Origin of the sequence: Marinobacter lipolyticus (assembly GCF_018424605.1) — a bacterium.
In the GTDB taxonomy this organism is placed as follows: domain Bacteria; phylum Pseudomonadota; class Gammaproteobacteria; order Pseudomonadales; family Oleiphilaceae; genus Marinobacter; species Marinobacter lipolyticus_B.
Genome location: NZ_QTKT01000002.1, coordinates 454,561 through 474,099, shown reverse-complemented (window position 1 = coordinate 474,099; position 19,539 = coordinate 454,561). Strand labels below are relative to the sequence as shown.

The window sequence follows — 19,539 nt, the reverse complement described above, 5'->3', positions numbered from 1 at the left end:
AATCAGCCGGCTGCATGCAGCCGGCTTCCAGGTATCAGCAGGGTTCTACATCGGTCTATGAACCAGAAATCTTTTCGACCAGTTTCTCGACATATCGATCATCCTCCTCTCTGAAGAGGATATTCCAACTTTCCATAAGCTCTCGGGTCACAGCCTGACCGGCAGCATCCCTCCACTGACTCACAAGCTGAGACGAGTGTGTCTCCGAGATCAGGAACGCATGCAGCTCGATTCCGGCATTCTCCGGACGTTGCTTGCGAAGGTCTGCCTCAATGTCCTTGACGGTCTCATGGAAGCGGACTTTGGGATCGTCCGGTTTGTGGTGACGCAGACCTTTCGGGTCGACGAAAACCACTTTCTGGGATTGGCCCTTCACCAGCCACAGGATGAAGTCCGGATAGAAGCCACCATCAACGAATACTCCCACGGCTCCCTGGCCGGTCTGGTTGCGCAGTAGGTAAACCTCGTAGCCTTCAAAAGCCCCAGTCTTAGTTGCCACCTGGATGTCGCGAACGAAATCGGCCTCCCCTTTATTAAGAGATACCGGAGTCACCTGAAAATCTAGACCCTGGGTGGATGCAAGTAGCGGCTGATAGAAATGCGGCTCGCACCAGATAAACTCCAGACCCTCTGCGATCTTGCCATCCCAAACGTCCACCTCGCCGTTAGCAATGCTATCCCTCAAATTCGAGAGTTGTTTGATCAGCGACTGATGGCGTACCCGGTCAAGAGTGACCATGTAGCTGCCCTCTGGTGTGGCATCACTCACGCCCGGGAGGTACTTCCGATTTTCCGTAATAGGCCTGTACTCAAGCTTGTCTGCCTCCCACTGCTTGCGGCGGAAACCATAGAACAACTCACAGTACTTTCTAAGGAGGGATATCGCCATGTCATGCCACAGTGACATCTTATCCAGTCGACCGAGCTCCATCGCCTCGTCTGGGGCATAGAGCCGGTACCAGTCGTACCGGCTATCAGTCAGGAGTTTTTCTACTACTTCCGGGGTGATGGTCAGGTTTGACCACCGCTTGTCTCGTTTGAACGCCAGCAGCTCGAAATAAAGGCGTTGCATATCGAGCAGCGCAATATGAGTCGGCTTTAAACGCTGAATTTTGGCACCGGTGTTCTGAACGCCCTTCTTGTCGGTTGCGAACAGTCCAACCTGGGGATAGAAATCCAGGCTTACCCTCGGCGGATTGCAGAAGTAATCGATCTCAGTTTGCTTCAAATCGTCCGGAGCCTTCAGAACTACCTGTTCGGCGAGCTCCTGAAAAGCCGTACCGGAACCGCCAATGGCCTTATTGGCGATGCTTTCCTTTACTCGCACAACATGAAGGTCCTTGCGCAGGTCCTTCATCGGCTTCAGCGGAAGCACGAATTCTTCAAGGCCCTCGTTAACTGGGATCTCTTCGTCTTCCAGCTCTTTCCGGAATTGCGCGATGTAATCGGCCTTCACCCCAAAGATGTTCAGGGTCTCCATGACACCAATGTGCTCAGGCCGCTCAATACCAGCTTCTTTCAAGCCGGTTGCCAGCTCGGCTGAGCGCTTAAGTGTTGTTTTCCAGCCTTTCAGGCGCACGCCACGACCGAACAGCTGGATGATCTGGGCACCCTCATTCTTACCGACGTTCATCAACGTCATGTTGGAAACGCGCCAACTGCTCCAGCCCTCGGTGAACTTCTTCGAGCCCAACAGCAGATTGACTGGTGAACTGTCGGTGTTGATGCCATGGAACAGGCTTTCGCTAAAGCGAGAATCCTGAGTGAACAGTTCGTGCTTCTCACAGAGTTTGACCAGCTTTGCATCATCCCCCACGTTAATGACCCCGAAAGGGGTGTCAGACGTGCCAGCTCGAAGCGCGATTTCACCAGGAATGCCGGTGATATTTTCGATGTGGAGTCGACCGCCACTACTACTGAATACCCTGTCCAGCAGATCGTGATACAGCGCATCCCCGCCTTCACCCAGTTCTTTCAGATAATTGAACCGCCCATGCAACAGATCGGTACCACCCTTGGCAACCATGCCGCGCTTCAGCAGGTAATCGATCGCGGCGACCGTTTCTTCCTGCTTGTGCAATACCTGGTCGATAAATGCCAGCACCTGAACGGTGTCTGAAGCTTCGCCGCTGGACAGCGTTGCCGTTACCTTAGAGCTTACAAACACCCACAGCGGTTTCTCCAAGTTAAAGGGCTTGAAGCTGGCCTTTTGCTCTTCGAACAACCGTAGTTGCTGGTAGTAACTCAGTAACGAGGCAACCAGATATCGGAATTCATCCTGGGCATTGGGATTTGCTTGCAGGTTCAGGATTTGAGACTGCTTACCGTAGCCATCCCCATAAAAATGTCGGTAGGAGTAATCGAACAGAATGGCCTTGGTATACGTCTGCCGTAGGTTCTCGTGTTTGGAGCCTGACTGGGCAAACGTAGCGGAGTATTCGAAGGAGAAACCCAGCGAACACAATTTTTGCCGATAGTCGTACCAGCTGCCACCACCACTGGCCGTTCCCCGATGGCCCTCATCCACCAACAGCAGGTTGCGGGAGCCGAAGGAGTCGACCGCAACCGTCTTCTTCTTCTCACTATCGCGGAGCTTGTTAATGTCGATGACAATCACATCTTGAGCGAACAGGTCGCCACCACGGGCAGAGAACTCACTGGCCCTGATTCCGGACTTGTCCAGGTCACGCAGGTGTTGCTGGGTAAGCCCCTCGTTGGGGGTCAGTAGAATAATCTTGTTGATATCCCCGGCTTTTCCATACCGCTGCAGGTAGAAGCGATACTGCAGAATGTTCGCGTGCATGATCAGGGTTTTACCGGAGCCCGTCGCGCTCCAATAGGCCACCATGTTGAGCTGCGGCCACAGATCATCCTCCGGGTTCAGTAAATCCAGCGGTTTGTGATTAAAGCCCTGCTCCACAACCCAGTGATCATTCCAACGCTCAATCTGTTCGTTGAGCGCCTCCAGCAACTCATCCGGTTTGGTGAACAGGTAGTCCAGGTAGATCTCGGTGAACAGCAGCATCAAGTACTGGAAATACTTCCATTCAATCGGCTCCTCACCGGAGGCGAGGCGTGCGTTATTGATGGTATCTGTCAGCTGCTTAATGCGGCGGTCGTACTCCAGCAGTTGCTCATCGCTCAGCTTGGCATGTTCGTTGAGGTTTTCCCGCATTCTCTGAATCAGCAGGTGCTCCCCCTCGGCATTGCGGCCGCTGGTTTCACCGATCAGCTGGAAACGATCGCGAAACGCCTCAAGCGTTGGCGCTTCCCGGTTTCCCAAATCAAACTGGCCACTGAGAGAATCGAAGCCGAACAGAGAAAACAACCACTGGTTCAGCACCAAGTGATGGCGGAAGGGCAACGTCTGTTTGCTGCCCTTGGCGGATTTCCGTGCTGCCATGATATTCCCCTTAGTGAACCGCTTCGGTGTCAGCAAACATCAGCCGATGGAACGCTTCCTCGATCAGCTGGATACGCGCCTGCTCCATGGGTTCACCCTTGCGGGACCGGGGGATACTGATGTTGTGGTCACCGTTTACGTACAGCACGTCGATCTCGTCGTCCTGGCTTTCGGTCAGGCGAATAGAGAGCTTCTCGATCAGTACCGCATCCAGCACAGCATTGTCCTTCTGGATACCATCGGCCTCTCCATCAATGACCGACGGCAGGTTTCTCCATACCACCAGCACCTGCTGCCCAGTCCGATTCGTGCCGTAGACGGTTCGGAACCACCACTTGCCGGTTTCACTGCGCTTAACCTTCGCCTGCCAGCGGCCGTATTCGCCTTGGTTCAGCTCAGCCTCGAAGTGAATGGGGGCGGCAATATGTTCGACTTCCAAGCCCAGGAGATAGTTGAAGGTTTCCAGCAAATCGACATTTATAGACCGAGTTTGATCACTATTAGAAGCGCAAACTTTAAGCTCGTAATGATCTGGATTCCAGAACTTCCTAGCATTAAGAAGGGAGTTAGATCCCCGTGATTCGACTTCAAGCATGTAATTCAAAAAATACGCTTCTCGGGCAGCTTGAACCTGAGGCGTTGAAAGCTCGCCAAAGATCTTTTGTTGATTTGGCGACTTGGTTAGAGACAAGTTGTTGAGAGAATCTTCGTAGCTTTCAAGTCGAAGATATTTGAAGAACTGTGATGTGGATTCGAATGTGCCATCTTCCGATAATTGAGGCAATCCACCTTTCCAGCGGGCAGAATACGAAACCTTTTTCAGCCTAGGAATAATAACAGTATCGAAATGCTCTCCCATCTCGATCAAAATATATTTACGATTTCCACCATCGGTTCTGTTTTTATCAATGACCGCATGGCCAGTGGTTCCTGAACCGGCAAAGAAGTCAAGAACTTTAACATCCTTTTTGTTTCCACCAGAAATATGAACAGTGTCCTTAACTGCATGTATTGATTTCGGGTAGGAAAAAGCCATATTTCCAAATAAATCCTTAATCAACGCTGAACCATGCTCAGTTGCCGAATACTTAGCGTCAAACCAAGAAGAGACCGATACTACGCCGTCATCATTTGGACGCCTCTTGTAATATACATAGTCTTTTCCTGATCGATCCTTTCGAATACCAATTAGACCTGGTGATGAAGCGACCTTCGAGTTCTCCCATCTCCACGTTTTTTCATCCCCCTGGTCGTTAATCGGCCAAACAACTGAATCAGTGGGCTTTGGATCTTCAGTAACGACCCATGACTTATCCTGCTCTTCCCAGTACATTTCTGGCACATAAGCCTTTTCATCTCTGATATAGATTGGATAATAAAGTGCGCGCCTTGCGCTTCGGTCAGAGTTCGAGCCTTCTCTTCTTAAATTTCTCCATTCGAAGATTCCAAATTCATCCTTCTCGCTGAACCGAGACAGCTGAGCGTCGGTCGGGGGCAGCCTACTTATATTAGACTCATCACTCTTTCCCACAAAAAGGTTGTACTCATGCGAAACAGAGTATCCGGTCTTGGTCGGTCGACCTGAGGGGTTGGACCGGATAGAGAACACTCCCAGGAGCTCCGATCTGAAGACCGACTCTAATAGAAATGCGAGCTCCTTTTGTTGTTCATCATCTATAGCTGACGCCAAAACACCATCACGACACATCAAATCTCTTGCTAACTGAAGTCGGTCATTCATCAAAGAAATCCAACTTGATGATTTATATCCATTTTTATACATTATGGCACTGGCATCAGTGTTATATGGCGGATCTATATAAATGCACCCGACTTCTGACGCATATCTCTCTTTCAAGAAAGACAGCCCTTGGAAGTTTTCTGCATTGATCAGAACGCCATCACACTTCTCATCAAGTCCCTCAACAAAATCAAGTAGACCCTGTTTAAAAGATTTATCAAATTTTGCAGTATCGACCAAAAGGTACCGGTATTTCGGGTTGTCAAGAACACCTGAATAACCTACTTTTTCTAAACACTTCCGAAGATCGGTCAAATCGATTTTATAGAGATCTTCCCACTCTTTTAATTGATCACTATTGCTAAAGATCTCTGCTAGAAGACCGTCATTGCCAGCCAGCACATCTAGCGTAAAACAGTAATTAGTTTCGGTTACGAACTTCTTTTTCAACCACAGTTTCTTCTGAAAGTTCTCCAACTGCGCAAGGAAAGCGATGATCTTCTCTCCAAGCGAACGAATCACTTCAATCTTGCTGAGCAGTGGGGCAAGTCTTGCCGTATCATTTTTTAACGAGGCGATATCCTCCCAATCGAGGAGCTCATTCTTGATGTAAAAATCCAGCTCCCGGGTTAAAAATCCGGCGAGATCTTTGTGGATGAAATAATCAAACGTATTCTTCTTGGTGTAGTTATTCAGTTGCCCAGCCAGCATTGAATAATCAGCTTGGTTGCCATCAGCCTTACGGTAGGACTTTGCCAGCGCACTCTTCCAATACTCCGGCACATCCGAGGCCGCTCCCAAAAGCCTTTCTTCAGCAATCGCTCGGAGCGCATCTTGTGTCGGCGGTTTCTTCTGGGCTGCAGCTGTCGCCTTTTTCTTCTCGGCTTCTGTCCAGTCGCTTTCCGTTGCCGGCCGAAACACGAACCGACATTGCAGTTCGGTGTGCTGGTCACCGTACTCGGTTGGTTCACCGGTGATCAGCTCAAACGGGTTCTCTACGTCCAGCACGAAAACTCGACGACTATCACCGGATTCTTTGTTGTTGTCTTTTGCACCGGCTTCCGCATCCACCAGCTTGAAATGAACCCGCATGGGATCTTCACCGGGGCCGGCATCCGGGTTCAGGCGGAAGCTGTAATCCCGCAAGGTTTCGCTGCTTTTAATGTAGTACTGGTCTTTGTTGGCCCAGTGCAGCACCACTTCTTCCCCCTGGTAGGGAATCGCATAGGTACCGTCTTTGTATACCCGGCGTGACAGGAAGTCACCCTCGTTGTAGTAGCGGTTAAAGAAGGTGACCAATGCGTCGTAAACTTCGCCCTCTTCCCGCGCGAGGTCAAATCCACCCCGCAACTGCTGCTTGAGTTCCTGCACCTTGGGAATCGCATCCGGATCCATACCCAGGCCTTTCGCGCTCTTGATGTGCTCTTCCAGTTCGGCTTCCAGCTGAGCCTGATCCTGGCTGGCGTATTGGCTGAATGCTTCCTGAGTGATCCTCGGCAGGTCCTGCTCAATAAACCGGTTAATGTCATCTTTACGGGCATGCATAATGCGATAGAGCCCAAAATCCAGTTCCGGCTGATTGAGCTGGAACATTTCGCGCAAAAGGTCGGCAAATTTCTGTCGACGTTGCTGGGCTTTTAACTGCTGTGTCGCGTTACTCATGGTATTCCCTGTTTAAAAATCGAACTTGGCAGGTCAGAAATGCTGAGGATTCTCCCACAAATAGCTGGAAGATTGTTAATCGAACTGACAGCTAAAGATCAGGCTAGGCGCCATCGAATTCGAAACAGGTGATGGGTGCTACTGCTCTGATGCATCTGGCGCTCCAGCGCATCAATTAAGGCATCCCTGCGGGCTTCTATCTCGTCTTCCACATCGAATATTTCCTGTCGCTGCCGGCGCTGCAACTTACTGAGACGCTTGATCTCTTCTTGAGCATGCTTCTGATCTTCAACGCTTTCTGCCAGGCGGGACTGGCGCTTTGCTTCCTTGATCTGAGCTTTTGTGTCCTCGAGCTTTTGCTCTGCACTCAACAATTGATCATCCGCCCAGGCTTCGAGCTTGGTCCGCTCACGCTGGAAGTATTCGTTGTTCTCGTCGAGCAATCGGCTGAGCCGGGCATCCAGTTGCCTGGTAACGGTTTCACTTAGCTGCCGCCCCGGTTGCTGAACGGGGCCGTCAGCGTCATTGCTCAGCACCTCACCCTGCAGCCGGAAAAAGAGTTCGCATTGCTCTTCATCAAGCAGCTGTCCGGCATCCGTGACTGCGGTAAAAACCAGGTGCTCTTCGCGCTGAAAGCTTTGCAGCTCAAGCAAATTCAGTTCAAGCCAGCCGGATTTTTCCGGAAGATTCTGGAGTGCGGAAAGTTTCGCCTCGTGGCCAGACAGATTGAACACCATTTCCGTTACCGGCGTTTCCAACCTGCGGCCAGTGTCCAAAACATACTCACCGAGGGGGTGGCTTAACCGGTATAGGTGGGCGTGCTCTGACGGTTTCTCGCCCTTTCGGATCAGCTCATATGCACCGGTGGCCACCTTGGTTAACGGACTTTCGTTCAACTCAAATGCCAGGCGGTTCTCATCAAAGGTTGCGAAGGGGGCAAGTTGATGCCTGGTGAGCTGCCAGAAGAGGCGACTTACCCGGTCGAGCTGCTGCTCTGCTCTTTCGCGCTGGATCTTCAGCAAGTCATGGATTTGGGCATCGAAATGCTCCAGAAGCTTTTCCTGAGTCTCTTGCATTCGCCGGTTAATGCTTTCTTCGAGCTCCTTTTGAAGATCATTGAAGGCCTGTTCGATTTCGGCCTGAGACCGGCAAGTGTCGTAAATGGCCGCTATGCGCTTCTCGAAGTCGACACCGGACTCGATTCGGCCCAGCACTTCGTCTGACGCACCAAACAGGCCATCAAACAAGTGAAACTTCTCACTGAGCAGTTCAAGAACTCGCCGATCTGCTTCATTCTTTTGGTTGAGGAAGTTGATGACGACGACATCAAATTTCTGACCGTAGCGATGGCAGCGCCCGATGCGCTGCTCTACTCGCTGAGGGTTCCAGGGCAAATCATAATTGACGACAAGGCTGCAGAACTGAAGGTTCACGCCCTCTGCTGCGGCTTCGGTGGCAATGAGTATTTCTGCATCGTCCCTGAAGTGATCGATAATCGCTGTGCGCCGGTCAACTGCAGGGCTACCGGTAACCTGATCAGAACCTTCGTTACGCGTGAGCCAGCGCTTGTAAATCGCCTGCGTAGTGCTGGAATTATTGGTACCACTGAATGTGGCGACCTTACCAAGGTAGCCATGCCGTTCCAGGTACTTGAGCAGATAATCCTGAGTTCGCCGGCTTTCGGTGAAGATGACGGCCTTACGCTCCGCGCCCATCTCCGTCATGTGGCTGAAGCCCTGCTCCAGCGCATTCAGCAGAGCTGCAGATTTAGCGTCTTCAGTGATTCTGTGTGCCAGATCCAGATACTGTTCCAGTTCAGCAATCTCTCCACGGAGGCGGTCCAGCTGTATGGGCTCATCCGGTTGCTCAACCTGGTATTCGCCCTCCCCGTCAGCGGCTTCATCAAGGAGGTCCTCTTCTACATCCTCACTACCGATCAGTTTTTCCAGCCAGTTGTCTTCATCTTCTTGAGTTTGCTCCAGCCTTTTCAACCGATCGATCATCGTCTCAAGCGTATTGATAATGGCACTTGTGGAGGATGCCAGCAGTTTCCTGACCACCAAAGTGACCAGGTGGCGCTGCCGCTGGGGGACGCCGTAACTGTTCTCACGCTGCAGGTAGGCAGACACAAGATGATAAAGCCGAAGTTCATCTTCCGATGGAGCAAAGGGAATCGTGATGGCACGTCGTTGTGTGTAGCGGATGTACTCCAGAACCTGTTTACGCAAGGTCCGTTTGGTGAACTCCTGAAGCCGTTCTTTCAGTCCTTCCAGGTCTTCTCCACCGCGCAGATATTGGCGACGGAAACTGAGCGCATCACCAAACAGTTGGCTGTCGATGACCGTCGAAAGGCCGTACAGCTCCATCAGGGAATTCTGTAGTGGCGTTGCCGTCAGCAGCAGCTTATTGCAAGCGCCGAAGGCTTCTTTGATAGCCTGGCCAGTACGATGACTTTCCCGGTGGGCGTTACGGAGTTTGTGGGCTTCGTCGAATACCACCAGATCCCACGGTGTAAGCCGTAGTTTCTCCGACATTCTCGCGGCAAAATTGTAAGAAATGACGTTAACACCGGGCTGGTCGAACGGGTCTGCCACACCCTGCTTACGCAACTCCTTATAGGTTCGGGCATCCAGAATCTGCGAGGGCAGATGAAATTTCTCTGCCAGCTCGTTTGCCCACTGCTTACGCAAAGCCGCAGGACAGACGACGATCAGTCTTCGTCTACGTTCTGCCCAGTACTGTGCCAGCACCAGGGCAGCCTCAATGGTTTTACCCAGGCCGACCTCGTCCGCCAGGATCACACCTTTTACCAAGGGGTTCTGCAAAGCGAAGAGCGCTGCATCGATCTGGTGGGGGTTCAGGTCGACTGAGGCATCGAATAGCGACTGGGTCAGACGACCAACGTCACCACCACGACGCTGCCTGGTGAGTTCGTAGGCAAAATACTTGGCGTGGTAGTCCGTTATAGGCATGGAGTACTTCCTTTTTTTGAGGAGCAAGCGGTTTCAACTGTACTGGCTAAAGGCAAGAATCAAACTCACTACTAGGAGCAACCTACGTTACCCCCCTGACTTCAAACTTGCTGCGTATTTGTCAAAAGCTAAAATCATAGCGTTCTCGTGCTCTTGAGCGAAGGTATCGCTCCAGGTCTCGTGCCTGTAGATCACGCTCATCTTCAGCGAATCCACTGTCGATTTGTTGTTGTTAATGAACCTTTGCCGTTTTTCGTTGAAAGGCAGGTTGCTGTATTCGGAATTCAAGCTTCGAGAGACAAGCGCTAAATTGCCGAAGCGATGCCGCATTTTCTCCACGCGATCGTCGTCCTGCTTTACTGGATTTTGGGGAGAAATATGCTCAACAGAGTTCTTGGCTGTGAAACGAAAGTCACGCCATCCAGCATTTTCGTTCCGATACAGATACCAAAGAACAAATTCCAGTTTATAGAACCAGTAGTGCCGAAATCCGACGCCATGTTCCTTCCTGAGCTCCTGCTCGTGGTTCAAGTCATGGCGTGACCAAGGCTTGTCCAGAAACGTTTTTGTCCGCTCAATCAGACTTCCCTCTATGGTTGATCCAAGAAGGTGGGTGTCGAGGTGCCGGAGGTATTCATAATAATTCTCTGCTTCTTGCGGGCCTTTATGGATAAAGTTCAGCAGGGGCGTGATCCAGTAGTGAGTCGTGATTTCCTGCGAGTGATAAAGCATGCTCTGGAGCAAGCCGAATCCTTGTTGCTTCTCGCTTTCCCGACCACGACTCAAACTAAGCGCTCCGTCGCTTTTACTTAAACTGAGCGGGCTGATCATGTGGATTTCTTCATCACCACGGTCGACCCACTTGATGAAATGCTTGTCAAAAAGGTAGCGCAGCTCCCAGAGCAACTTGATGAAGGAGCGACAGCGTTCCGCCTGCTCGATCTCCTTCCCGTCATAAAAAAAATGCGTTTCAAACAGCTGCAGGAGCTCCCGATCCAAAATGCGCGGAAGATCCGGGCGGCCCTCACGGATCAGCCAGATACGAAGAGCATGTTGCAAAAACATTGGGAAGCCGACGATGCTTCGCATCCATGTCGTTCCCTCCTGGGGCTCTCCTTTATCCTTATTATCTAACTCCCCACACTCTTCATGAGAAATCAAAATCTCGTCCAGCCCGAGAGCATCGGCCGCCCCCTGATCTTGGACGGTAGCATTGAGCCGTTTGAGTACCGCCACAGCCTTAGCCAGGGGCTCGGCATCACGAACCATCGCCTCCGCGTCGCAGAGCTGCGCGACATCCTTAGCGCTTAGCGCGGAGTTGGCCGCCAATCCGCGCTCCACAAACTCTCCCATGTCGGCGCAACTGTCCCATAAAATGGCATAAGCCTGCCGCTCCTGGTCTGAGAGGGCGTCCAACATCCGAGCCTTGAGAATCTCGTGGTGCTGGAGTTGCACTCCACGATTGTTGATCACCTCGAACAGCTTGTTCAAATCGGTCTCGGTGGGAACCACGGTAAAGACCAGCTTAACTTTCTCGAAAACAAACCGACTGAGGCCCGCCAAATGCTCGTCCAAGCTGACACCATGGGGAAGACCTCGGCGCTTGAAGAGCGCCTCCATGGTTGCAACAGCCTCTCGCATCTTGTGGGTTTCCCTCGCCGTTTCTGTCTCCGCATCATGCCCGGTTAGAACCAAAGATTTCAGGTAACGATTGACCGTCGGACGGATGGCAAAGCCCAGACGCAGAAGATTCTCTCCACCCTCTTTGACTGTCAAAAAGGGCTCAAGCGCCCGGCGCCAGACATGACAAAGCATCCACAGGGTGGTGAAGCGTTGCTGCCCGTCGATCAGTTCAAACTTCCGTCCATGATTAGATGGCTGTTCGACTACCAGAGTCCCCCCCAGGAAAAACAAGTCTTCATCCCGCTCATAGGCGTTGACGAGATCATCAAGCAGGGTTTTCACCTCGTCACTTCCCCACACGTAGAGGCGCTGATAGATGGGCACATTGAAAGTCCAGGATTCTTCCTTCTCAACGATTTCTGCCAGGCTGATAAGTTGCGAATCATACGCCATGGCCGGCCTCCTCCTGATCCATGCTGACCAAGTGCTCTATCCATCCTGCTTTCCCCTTCAGGCTTAGGGATGGCATCTTGAAATAGCGCAATACTGCCTGCTTGTAGCGCCCCTGCACGCCTTTTCCGGTTTCGATCTGCTCGTCAGCGTAGATCCTGTCATGACGATGGTGTCGCTTCAGATGCCCTATGACTTGATCTGGAAGATAGGCCCCAGCAATAACGTCAAGCAGGTTGAGCGCATCATCGCGAAAAAAATTCTTTGCCGCTTCGTAACGCACCTGCTGTTTCTCCAGTCGGATCGCTCCAAGCGCGTGTTCATACCAGAGTGCAAACTCCCACAGCTGCTCCTCGCCAAATTGATCCGCATACATCAGCGCCCCGAGAACGAAAATTTCCCGAAGATAAACTGAGTTCGCCCTCATGAGGTCGGTGTGGATTCTCCGAAAACAGACCCGCTGCGAAGAAGAGGTTTCGTCCACCAGCATCCATTGCAACAAGGCACCATACTTTTCCGCATAGAGGAAAAAACCGATCCCTTTGTGCACTGGCTGACGAATAGCAAAAGGCAGGTCGGCCGCCTGTGCACTCAAGGTGATGGGGTGAGTCTGGATTTCCCGTTGTCCGGCCTCACCCAGCCGTAGATGGGTGCCCAGGCGATTCTGACGGGAACGGTAGAGCGGAATGCCATCTTCCGGGCCGGTCAGCGGCCAGGTATCCTTTTGGAAAGCCTCCATTAGTGCGTCATGGCCACCAGGTCGCAGTTGCTTGCCGGTCCAACACCTTGCCCGCCACAGAAACAGGTTGAACAGGCGCGGAGCGGAGTCCTTGACCTCTACCTCCGGGCCGAGCGCAGTGCGGCTTTGCTGGACTTGCTCCCAGCCGCTGGCACACAGCGTTTGCAGTCGTTCTCTCGCTTCACCCTCTACTGCACGCAAGTGATAGGCCTTGAGCAAATCGGTCGCATGCAAGGGCACACCCCGATTGTTCTGCGTGTCAAAGAAGGTAAAGGCCAGATCTACCCGATCGACTTCGATAATGGTGAACCGAATCCGTTTAAAGATCTCTTTGCCGGGTTTTCGCAGCTGTTGAAAGGTTTTTGCCGCCGAGCGAATGCGGCGCGCCGATCGCGAAGAGTACGTCATGGCAAACTGTTCCGGCAGGGAACCGGTTAGCTGACGATACAGGATGGTCAGAGCAGTCAACCGTTGCTGTCCGTCGATAATAAAGCGCTTGCCCTTCGCCGGACTGCGGTGAACCAGCACCGTGCCTACGTAATAAGGTGGAGCCTCCTCACCCAGTTCCTCGTACGCCACCAGGTCCTCCGCAAGCTGCGTTACCTTCTCCAGGTCCCACACAAAGCCGCGCTGGTATGTGTCGACTGCCACCGGCAAAGAAGACTCACCAAAGAACTCGACGAAACTTCGCACGCTTACCGTAACGGGACCAGACTCAGGCACTGGCAACGCTTCCTTCGGGGCGCTTTCGAAAGCTCTCACGCCATGCTTTCAGTGACTCGATATCGGCTCGCAACTCATCTGCCTCTGGAATAAAGACCGGCACCTCCGACGACTGACTATGCTCATAGCAGGAATACTTGGTCATCATGTCATCAATAAACTGACAATCTTCATGGCTAATCAACGGCAACGGGGCTAACCGATTGTCCGTCGTGACACTGCGGCGATGGCGCCTCACAACTTGATTCAGAAGATCGTCTTCAACAGTCCGCTCCAGCAATTTTCGGAAGTCACTACATATACCTTGAGCTAGGCCCCTGTAGGCTTCAGCTCCTGAGGCTTCACCTACCTTCCTAGCGTCATCGAGCCGTTGCAATAGGATGTTGTTGGCTTTCTTGGTATTGGCATTCCATACCGCTTGATCTGCCGGATGTCCTGCAGTGCCAGAAAAGGATTCGATACAAAGCTGCTGCAAATGGTCATTTTTCCAAGCATCACCAACCTTTTTGGCAGCATCTTCCATCGCTCCGTATAGCGATAGCCGATGTGTAAACACAAGCACTTGCCGCGTTTGCGCCAACTGAGCCAACCGAACTGCCACATGCCATTCGTAATCATGATCCAGTGAAGAAATAGGATCATCGAAGACAAAGGGGGCAGCGTGAGGCTGCTCTGCGACATCCGCGAGAAACGCTGCCAACCCCACAACCCGACGCTCACCTTCGCTTAATACCGACTCCGGTAAGTCTCGGCCGGTTTGCGCCCCCTTCAGCCGAAGCTTATGGAGCGATTTCCCCCTTGTCGTGCGCGATTTGTAAAGCTCAACCTTTATCCGGGAGGCGCCCAATGCTTTTAATTCGCGATTAAAACGATCCACGAACATCTGAGTAATAACCTGCTCACCAATTTCCGCCGCTTTACGCGAAATACCTTGGGAATTCGTTGAACGCTTCCACTTTTCGTAGAGCGCCACTTTGCGAAGGCGTTCAAGTTCGGCACGAACCGCTGCAGCCTGCTGCGCGGTCCACTTTCGAGCTTCTAGGTTCAACTTTTCTTTGGTGGCTTGGGCACGATCAAAGTGTTTCGCGTCTTCATCGTGCTGTGCGGCTTCACGTTCAAGCAATTGAATCCGATTGCTCAGTTCTTCAATGATATCGGTCGGCCATTCCAGGGGTTCTGCATTGCTTTTCGCCTCGTGGTCCAAAAGAACAGCACGCGTTTTGACGATCTTACGCCACGATTCCATGAGCCGTGTTTCCCATGGACCGTCGCTCAACCCGGCCGCTTGGCATGCTGTTGCACACTGTTCCTCTGTCAGCCCCGAGGGCAGGGCCGCCAAAGCCTGCCGATAGGATTCTTCCGCTACCTTAGCTTCGGTCTCCAAACGGCCTTGCACGAAACTTTCAAAATCCAGTAACCGCCGCTGCGCTTCCTCCCCCAGTTCTTGATGACACAAGACGCATCGTGCATCGTCTGTAACGGGGTACTGTTGCCCAGGATAGGGGGTTTGGGAATAAACTCGTGCAGCTTCCCATAATGCACGCCAAGTGTCCGTGCCGACGCCTTCCAACTCGGCAGACTTTACCTTAGCTGCCTCTCTCGCCATACGACGTTTATTGATCGCTTCACTTCTGAACGACCGAATCGAATCGAGGCGGTCTTTGCCGAGTGCAGCCATCACAGCTTTGAGCTTCGCCACGAGTTGCTCGAGTTGCTGTTTAGTATTTCGTTTGCTGCGAGCTAACTGTCCTGGATCTGCTGTTTTTAAACGCTCGTCCAATTGATCCAGGGTTCGCTGGTCGCGGGATGCCCATTGGATGATGGGTTCTATATCTACCTCGGTCATGGTCGACTTCAACCCGCGATAATCAGTGCCCGCCTGCGTTGCCGCATATTCGTTAGGCAACCGTGGCAACGCACTAAACAGGGCTTCCTGCTCAGATTGAAGTCTCTCCTTGATGCGGTTACATACACTGGCCAGCTCCTCAAAAAGAGCAACGGAAGGTGGCGTGTAGGTGGCTGCTGTTTCCTCAGTGAGATAGGCAACGGCAGTTTCGGCGTCGAAAATATCTACAGACCGAAGGGCATCAATCGGAGCGCTATTCGCTGGCCAATCCAGAGCGCTTGCTATCCCGCTTTCAGAATAGCTAACCTTACAATGGCGCTCAGCAGGCGGCGCTTCAAACACATTGGGCTTAAGGTCTTTTGCCTGTGGTTTTCCGCAAACTTTCGTTAGCAGGCGCGTGTAACCGGATTTGCCTGACCCGTTATGCCCATAGATCACACAAAGGTTCCCCTTACCGAAGTTCAGAGGCTGCCTGGGTGCCAGATTTTCAATTCCGCTAATGTCGCCAATCTCAGTGAGTCGCAACTCCCCGGTAGCGGCTGCATGAGTGGTCAGGCCATCGAATTGGCGGTGGTTCGTAACCTCCTGTCCCTCAGAGGTTTTTAGATAAGCAACCAACTCGTCGAGCTTCGCGTCGGATAGACATCCATCAGTTAGCAGTGTCTCGGTTGCTTGCTGTAGCCAGTCTTGCTGACCATGGAGCCACTCGATAGTTGTTTCATCCACATCAGGCACAGACTGCGTCCTCCTTGTATTGCTTTCAAAGTCGTTTCCGATCAGTCTGATACCCAGTTTACGCTGACATGTACTGAAAATGTAACCATCCTCTCAAATGGTGGACAACCTCACCGCATTTGAATTCACACATGGTCAAACTACCACCGCAATCTACTTATTTACGGTAAACACCACGGTATCCAGCTTGATCTCTGGGCTCTCACTATTTGAAACAAAAAATAAATTCACCAGTACTCCGACGAGTGGCCCCAACGGGCCACTCGTCGCTCTCTATCCTGCTACCGAGTGCTGAGACTCCAAACCTTTCATGAGTTTAGAGGCTGTCACCGCACTTTCTGTCGTACTTCCATGTGACGAGAGAGGGTAAAACTCCTCCAAAACTTCAGTTATTTCATCCTCATCATACTCAAATAACGCGTTTCCAAATCCCTTGGCAGCCGCAGCATCCAGCGCCGACTGATCAATGCCCTCCTCTGCCACCTGCGCGGCCTTTTCCTTCGCCTCCGACACCGCTTCCTTCAGTGATAGCTCTTCTTTGATCACCAAGTCCACGTAATAAATTGGCGCTCGCCGACTCTGTGTAGTGCTTTTACCCCGCAACTTCAGTTCCAGCGGCATGTATGCCAATAAACCCCCAGAAACTGCCTGGTAGTAGCTCAGTCTGGCCGCCAGCGTCCGGATGCTGTTGTAACCCGTTGTGCGGAAGATAAAGGTGCCGAGATCATCGTCGTCACCGATCTTCACATTCAGTCGCCCATAGGGCTTGCACAGACCACCTTTGCCGAACTCGCACAGCGTTGGCCCTGGGCAAGGCAATGACTGTACACCGGATTGCGTCAGGCGCTTGCAGGTATGACCGTCACCCACACACATGGGACGTCCGCTCTTACGGTCAAACATGGTGTATTCAGCGCGCAGGTTGAGATCTGCCTCGTTGAACAGCATGCGTACCGGAATGGTTCGCAGCTTGCTAGTGGGAGCGTCCTTTCTCAGCTCTTCGTCCAGGGGGTGCAGTACCCAGCCGCCTTTTTCCTGGATCTGGGAGGTGATGGTGAATTGATCGTCTTTCTGCGGTAGCCGGATGCCGTTTTTCTCGATTACCCGGCCGATGCTAATTCGCCCCAGCACTGGGGGTGTGATGGCTAACCCTTTAATCATGATGCTTCTCCTGAAAAAGGCCAAGGGGTACGCGCTACCCGCGTGGCCATGGGACATTAGGCGTGGATGAGGAATCGCCGGCTACCCGGCTTGGTGAGGGGGTATTGCTCCAGCAACTCCGGCTGGTCTTTCAGTAGCTGCTTCACGTTCAGCCCAACGGAATCCTTACTCCGTTTCCAACTCACACTGCCACCGGGGAATGTGGCTTTGGATGCGTGACCCATTTGGCGCTGAATTCTTTGCTTCAGGTGGGATTCCGTCTGCTTCAGCGCTTCCAGCTCCGAGCGGATAGCAAGCAGCTCATTGAAGGCCGCCGATAGATCCTTGCTTTGGCTGAAGTCCAGGGTTTCGCCCTTGTCCACGGGGTAGAGATGGCGTAACGCCCGCTCAGCGGAATCGCTGCCGTCTACCGGTGGCGGTGTGTCCGTCTCCACGAAATCCCAGAACTGGCGTTCCAGGACATAAAGGGCCTCAATGAGCTCCTCATTTCGTTCGATTCGGTAGATTTTCAGCTCCTGGCCACACAACAACACGCACACATCCGCAGCTTGCTTGCCGGTTACGGCCAATTGGTGCTGTACCTGGCACTGGATGTAGTCCGGCACACCCTCTTTCCAGAGTCGCGAACCAAACTCGCCCGCTGTTTTGCATTCGAGGATCTGAACCTCATCCTCAGCCACCACGGAGTAATCCAGGTTGGCCAACATCCATTGCTTGTCCGGATCAGGGTGTTGCAAGACGGCGTTTACACGGCGAACCTTACGTCCCGTTTGCTGGCGGTACTGCTCAGCCACAATCGGTTCCAGGATATGGCCCCAGTAGACAGGGGATGCCGGATCGTCCGAATTGGGTTTAGGCAGGCCGGCATCGCGACCGGTTTTGACCATCCACAGCTCCAACTGCGACTGGTAAGGGTTCAGGCCCACTGCCGCAGCGGCATCACTACTTCCAATGCCTTGTTTGCGGACTTTCAGCCATTCGTCGCGGCTGAGACCCTTGGTTGAAACCAGTCGCAGCGCTGGCCGTTGCTTCGAAATGACGTTTGCGCTCATGCCCATGGTGTTTTCCTCCAGACATAAAAAAGCCCACCAGAGCACGAGGCTCCGGTGGGCTTTATGGCGGTTTTAGGGTTGTGAGAAGTGCTTCAGGCCACAAGTGACACGGCCTGTTCGAGGGCGCGGTTCTTAATGGCGGCACCGTTACCGAACCAGGCTGAATCAAGCCGGTGATCAACGCTTTTCGCACGGCGTTGATGGTCAATGAACTCGGTTACCGCGTTCAACAATCCGTAAGCCGTTCCCTCAGACGAAGCCAGCGAGGCACCCATGCCCTCACCCTCGTACAGAGAAAGGGCTTTGGCCATGGAGCGTTCGTTGGTTTTGCCAACGCCGGTACCGGAATCGTCCGTGAACACCTTCAGGAAGTAATTTCTGGCTTCGGTCGTTCTCACCCTCCGCTCGCTCAGGATTTTCAGGCGATACATGAAGTCATCCCAGGCGGAGACGGAGATGCCAAGCTGTTTCTTCACCAGGTCCGCATCGAACGCCGTGTTGTGCTTCACCTTCACTGCGTTTGCCGTGGAATCCTTCAAAGCAACAGCTAGGGTGTTGTTACACACCACCCGAATGCTGGTGAATTGAGCCGTCGTAGCCATCGTGCCGTCACAAGCCGTTGCCAGCAGGACATAGGCATTGGTTTGGTCGTTGCCCTTCAGCACGCCGGATTGACCGGTGCGGGCCAACGCCCACATTTTTCGGCCGCCTTTCAGTACGCCAGCCGTTTCCAGTTCGAAACCGGAAACCTCGGTGAGATCCCGGTAGAACTCCAGTATTTCTTCCGGCTGAACTACCTTAAAGCGATTACCGACGACCGATAGCGGCGCTTTGGTATCCGAGCGATACAGCACCTTCGAATCCGGGTAGGACAGGATCTCACCCAGGGTGCCACCGGAGTTGGTGACAAACCGGACGGCGCTCTCTTCGATCTGCCAATCCAGTCCCGCTTGCCTCGCCCAGACTTCCAGCGGTTGATTGGAGGTCAGTTCATTCCCCAGGCCATGCCAAGGGGTTTGGCCAACGTAGGCCATTTGCTCGATCAGATGGGCCATGAGGTTACTCCTTTGGGAATTGGGAGGGAGGATTACTGGAGTCTTCGTCTTCCGGGTCAGGTTCGATGCTGAACGAGTGACCGCACTCCAGGCAGCGGTAGTTATCGAGCACGACTTCATCCAGCACATCGCCCAGGATGATGCCAGCGGAGACACCGGTGACACCGCCCAGCAAACCGCCGATCACCGCACCACCGATACCACTCACCGGGCCAGCCATCGCTCCGACGACAGCACCGGTGCGAGCACCTGCAATTGCGGAGGCGTAGCCGCCATAAACGCCAGCGGCAGCGCCGACCACACCAGCCGCCTTCTTGCCGTAGTTGTTCTTGCCGATCCGGGTGGACAGGCATCTGGGGCATTGTTCGGACATGGGA

Annotated in this window: 10 protein-coding genes; all 10 read right to left on the bottom strand. The window is 52.8% G+C overall.

Annotated features, from left to right (window positions below; translation table 11 throughout):
- Positions 1-55 precede the first annotated feature (55 nt).
- Complete coding sequence (locus DYI22_RS04505) at positions 56-3,439, bottom strand: DEAD/DEAH box helicase family protein (protein WP_213476834.1); 3,384 nt, start codon at positions 3,437-3,439, stop codon at positions 56-58.
- Entirely contained in the window at positions 3,414-6,806 is a 3,393-nt protein-coding gene (locus tag DYI22_RS04500) for a site-specific DNA-methyltransferase (RefSeq protein WP_213476833.1), read from the bottom strand. Before DYI22_RS04500 ends, DYI22_RS04505 begins: the two co-directional genes overlap by 26 nt.
- Before the next feature lie 98 nt (positions 6,807-6,904).
- Complete coding sequence (locus DYI22_RS04495) at positions 6,905-9,778, bottom strand: SNF2-related protein (RefSeq protein ID WP_213476832.1); 2,874 nt, start codon at positions 9,776-9,778, stop codon at positions 6,905-6,907.
- 87 nt (positions 9,779-9,865) lie between these two features.
- A complete protein-coding gene (locus DYI22_RS04490; RefSeq protein ID WP_213476831.1) occupies positions 9,866-11,854 on the bottom strand; it encodes a DUF262 domain-containing protein in 1,989 nt (662 codons plus the stop codon).
- Entirely contained in the window at positions 11,844-13,313 is a 1,470-nt protein-coding gene (locus tag DYI22_RS04485) for a DUF262 domain-containing protein (protein WP_213476830.1), read from the bottom strand. Before DYI22_RS04485 ends, DYI22_RS04490 begins: the two co-directional genes overlap by 11 nt.
- Positions 13,306-15,894 carry an AAA family ATPase gene (locus DYI22_RS17625; protein ID WP_213476829.1) on the bottom strand — a complete coding sequence of 863 codons (2,589 nt, stop codon included), beginning with the start codon at positions 15,892-15,894 and terminating at the stop codon, positions 13,306-13,308. Before DYI22_RS17625 ends, DYI22_RS04485 begins: the two co-directional genes overlap by 8 nt.
- Before the next feature lie 273 nt (positions 15,895-16,167).
- Positions 16,168-17,055 carry a hydrolase or metal-binding protein gene (locus tag DYI22_RS04475; RefSeq protein ID WP_213476828.1) on the bottom strand — a complete coding sequence of 296 codons (888 nt, stop codon included), beginning with the start codon at positions 17,053-17,055 and terminating at the stop codon, positions 16,168-16,170.
- A gap of 56 nt (positions 17,056-17,111) precedes the next feature.
- On the bottom strand, positions 17,112-18,113 hold the full coding sequence (locus tag DYI22_RS04470) for a YqaJ viral recombinase family protein (RefSeq protein WP_213476827.1): 1,002 nt from the start codon (positions 18,111-18,113) through the stop codon (positions 17,112-17,114).
- An 86-nt stretch (positions 18,114-18,199) separates the two neighbouring features.
- Entirely contained in the window at positions 18,200-19,162 is a 963-nt protein-coding gene (locus DYI22_RS04465) for a DUF932 domain-containing protein (protein WP_213476826.1), read from the bottom strand.
- Between the two features lie 4 nt (positions 19,163-19,166).
- Positions 19,167-19,535: a hypothetical protein gene (locus DYI22_RS04460; RefSeq protein ID WP_213476825.1), complete on the bottom strand. Its 369-nt coding sequence runs from the start codon at positions 19,533-19,535 to the stop codon at positions 19,167-19,169.
- Positions 19,536-19,539 lie beyond the last annotated feature (4 nt).

Excerpts from the sequence above, each read along its gene's own strand:
- DYI22_RS04500 (WP_213476833.1), bottom strand. The coding sequence starts at position 6,806 with ATGAGTAACGCGACACAGCAGTTAAAAGCCCAGCAACGTCGACAGAAA.
- DYI22_RS04495 (WP_213476832.1), bottom strand. The coding sequence starts at position 9,778 with ATGCCTATAACGGACTACCACGCCAAGTATTTTGCCTACGAACTCACC.
- DYI22_RS04490 (WP_213476831.1), bottom strand. The coding sequence starts at position 11,854 with ATGGCGTATGATTCGCAACTTATCAGCCTGGCAGAAATCGTTGAGAAG.
- DYI22_RS04475 (WP_213476828.1), bottom strand. The coding sequence starts at position 17,055 with ATGATTAAAGGGTTAGCCATCACACCCCCAGTGCTGGGGCGAATTAGC.
- DYI22_RS04470 (WP_213476827.1), bottom strand. The coding sequence starts at position 18,113 with ATGGGCATGAGCGCAAACGTCATTTCGAAGCAACGGCCAGCGCTGCGA.
- DYI22_RS04465 (WP_213476826.1), bottom strand. The coding sequence starts at position 19,162 with ATGGCCCATCTGATCGAGCAAATGGCCTACGTTGGCCAAACCCCTTGG.
- DYI22_RS04460 (WP_213476825.1), bottom strand. The coding sequence starts at position 19,535 with ATGTCCGAACAATGCCCCAGATGCCTGTCCACCCGGATCGGCAAGAAC.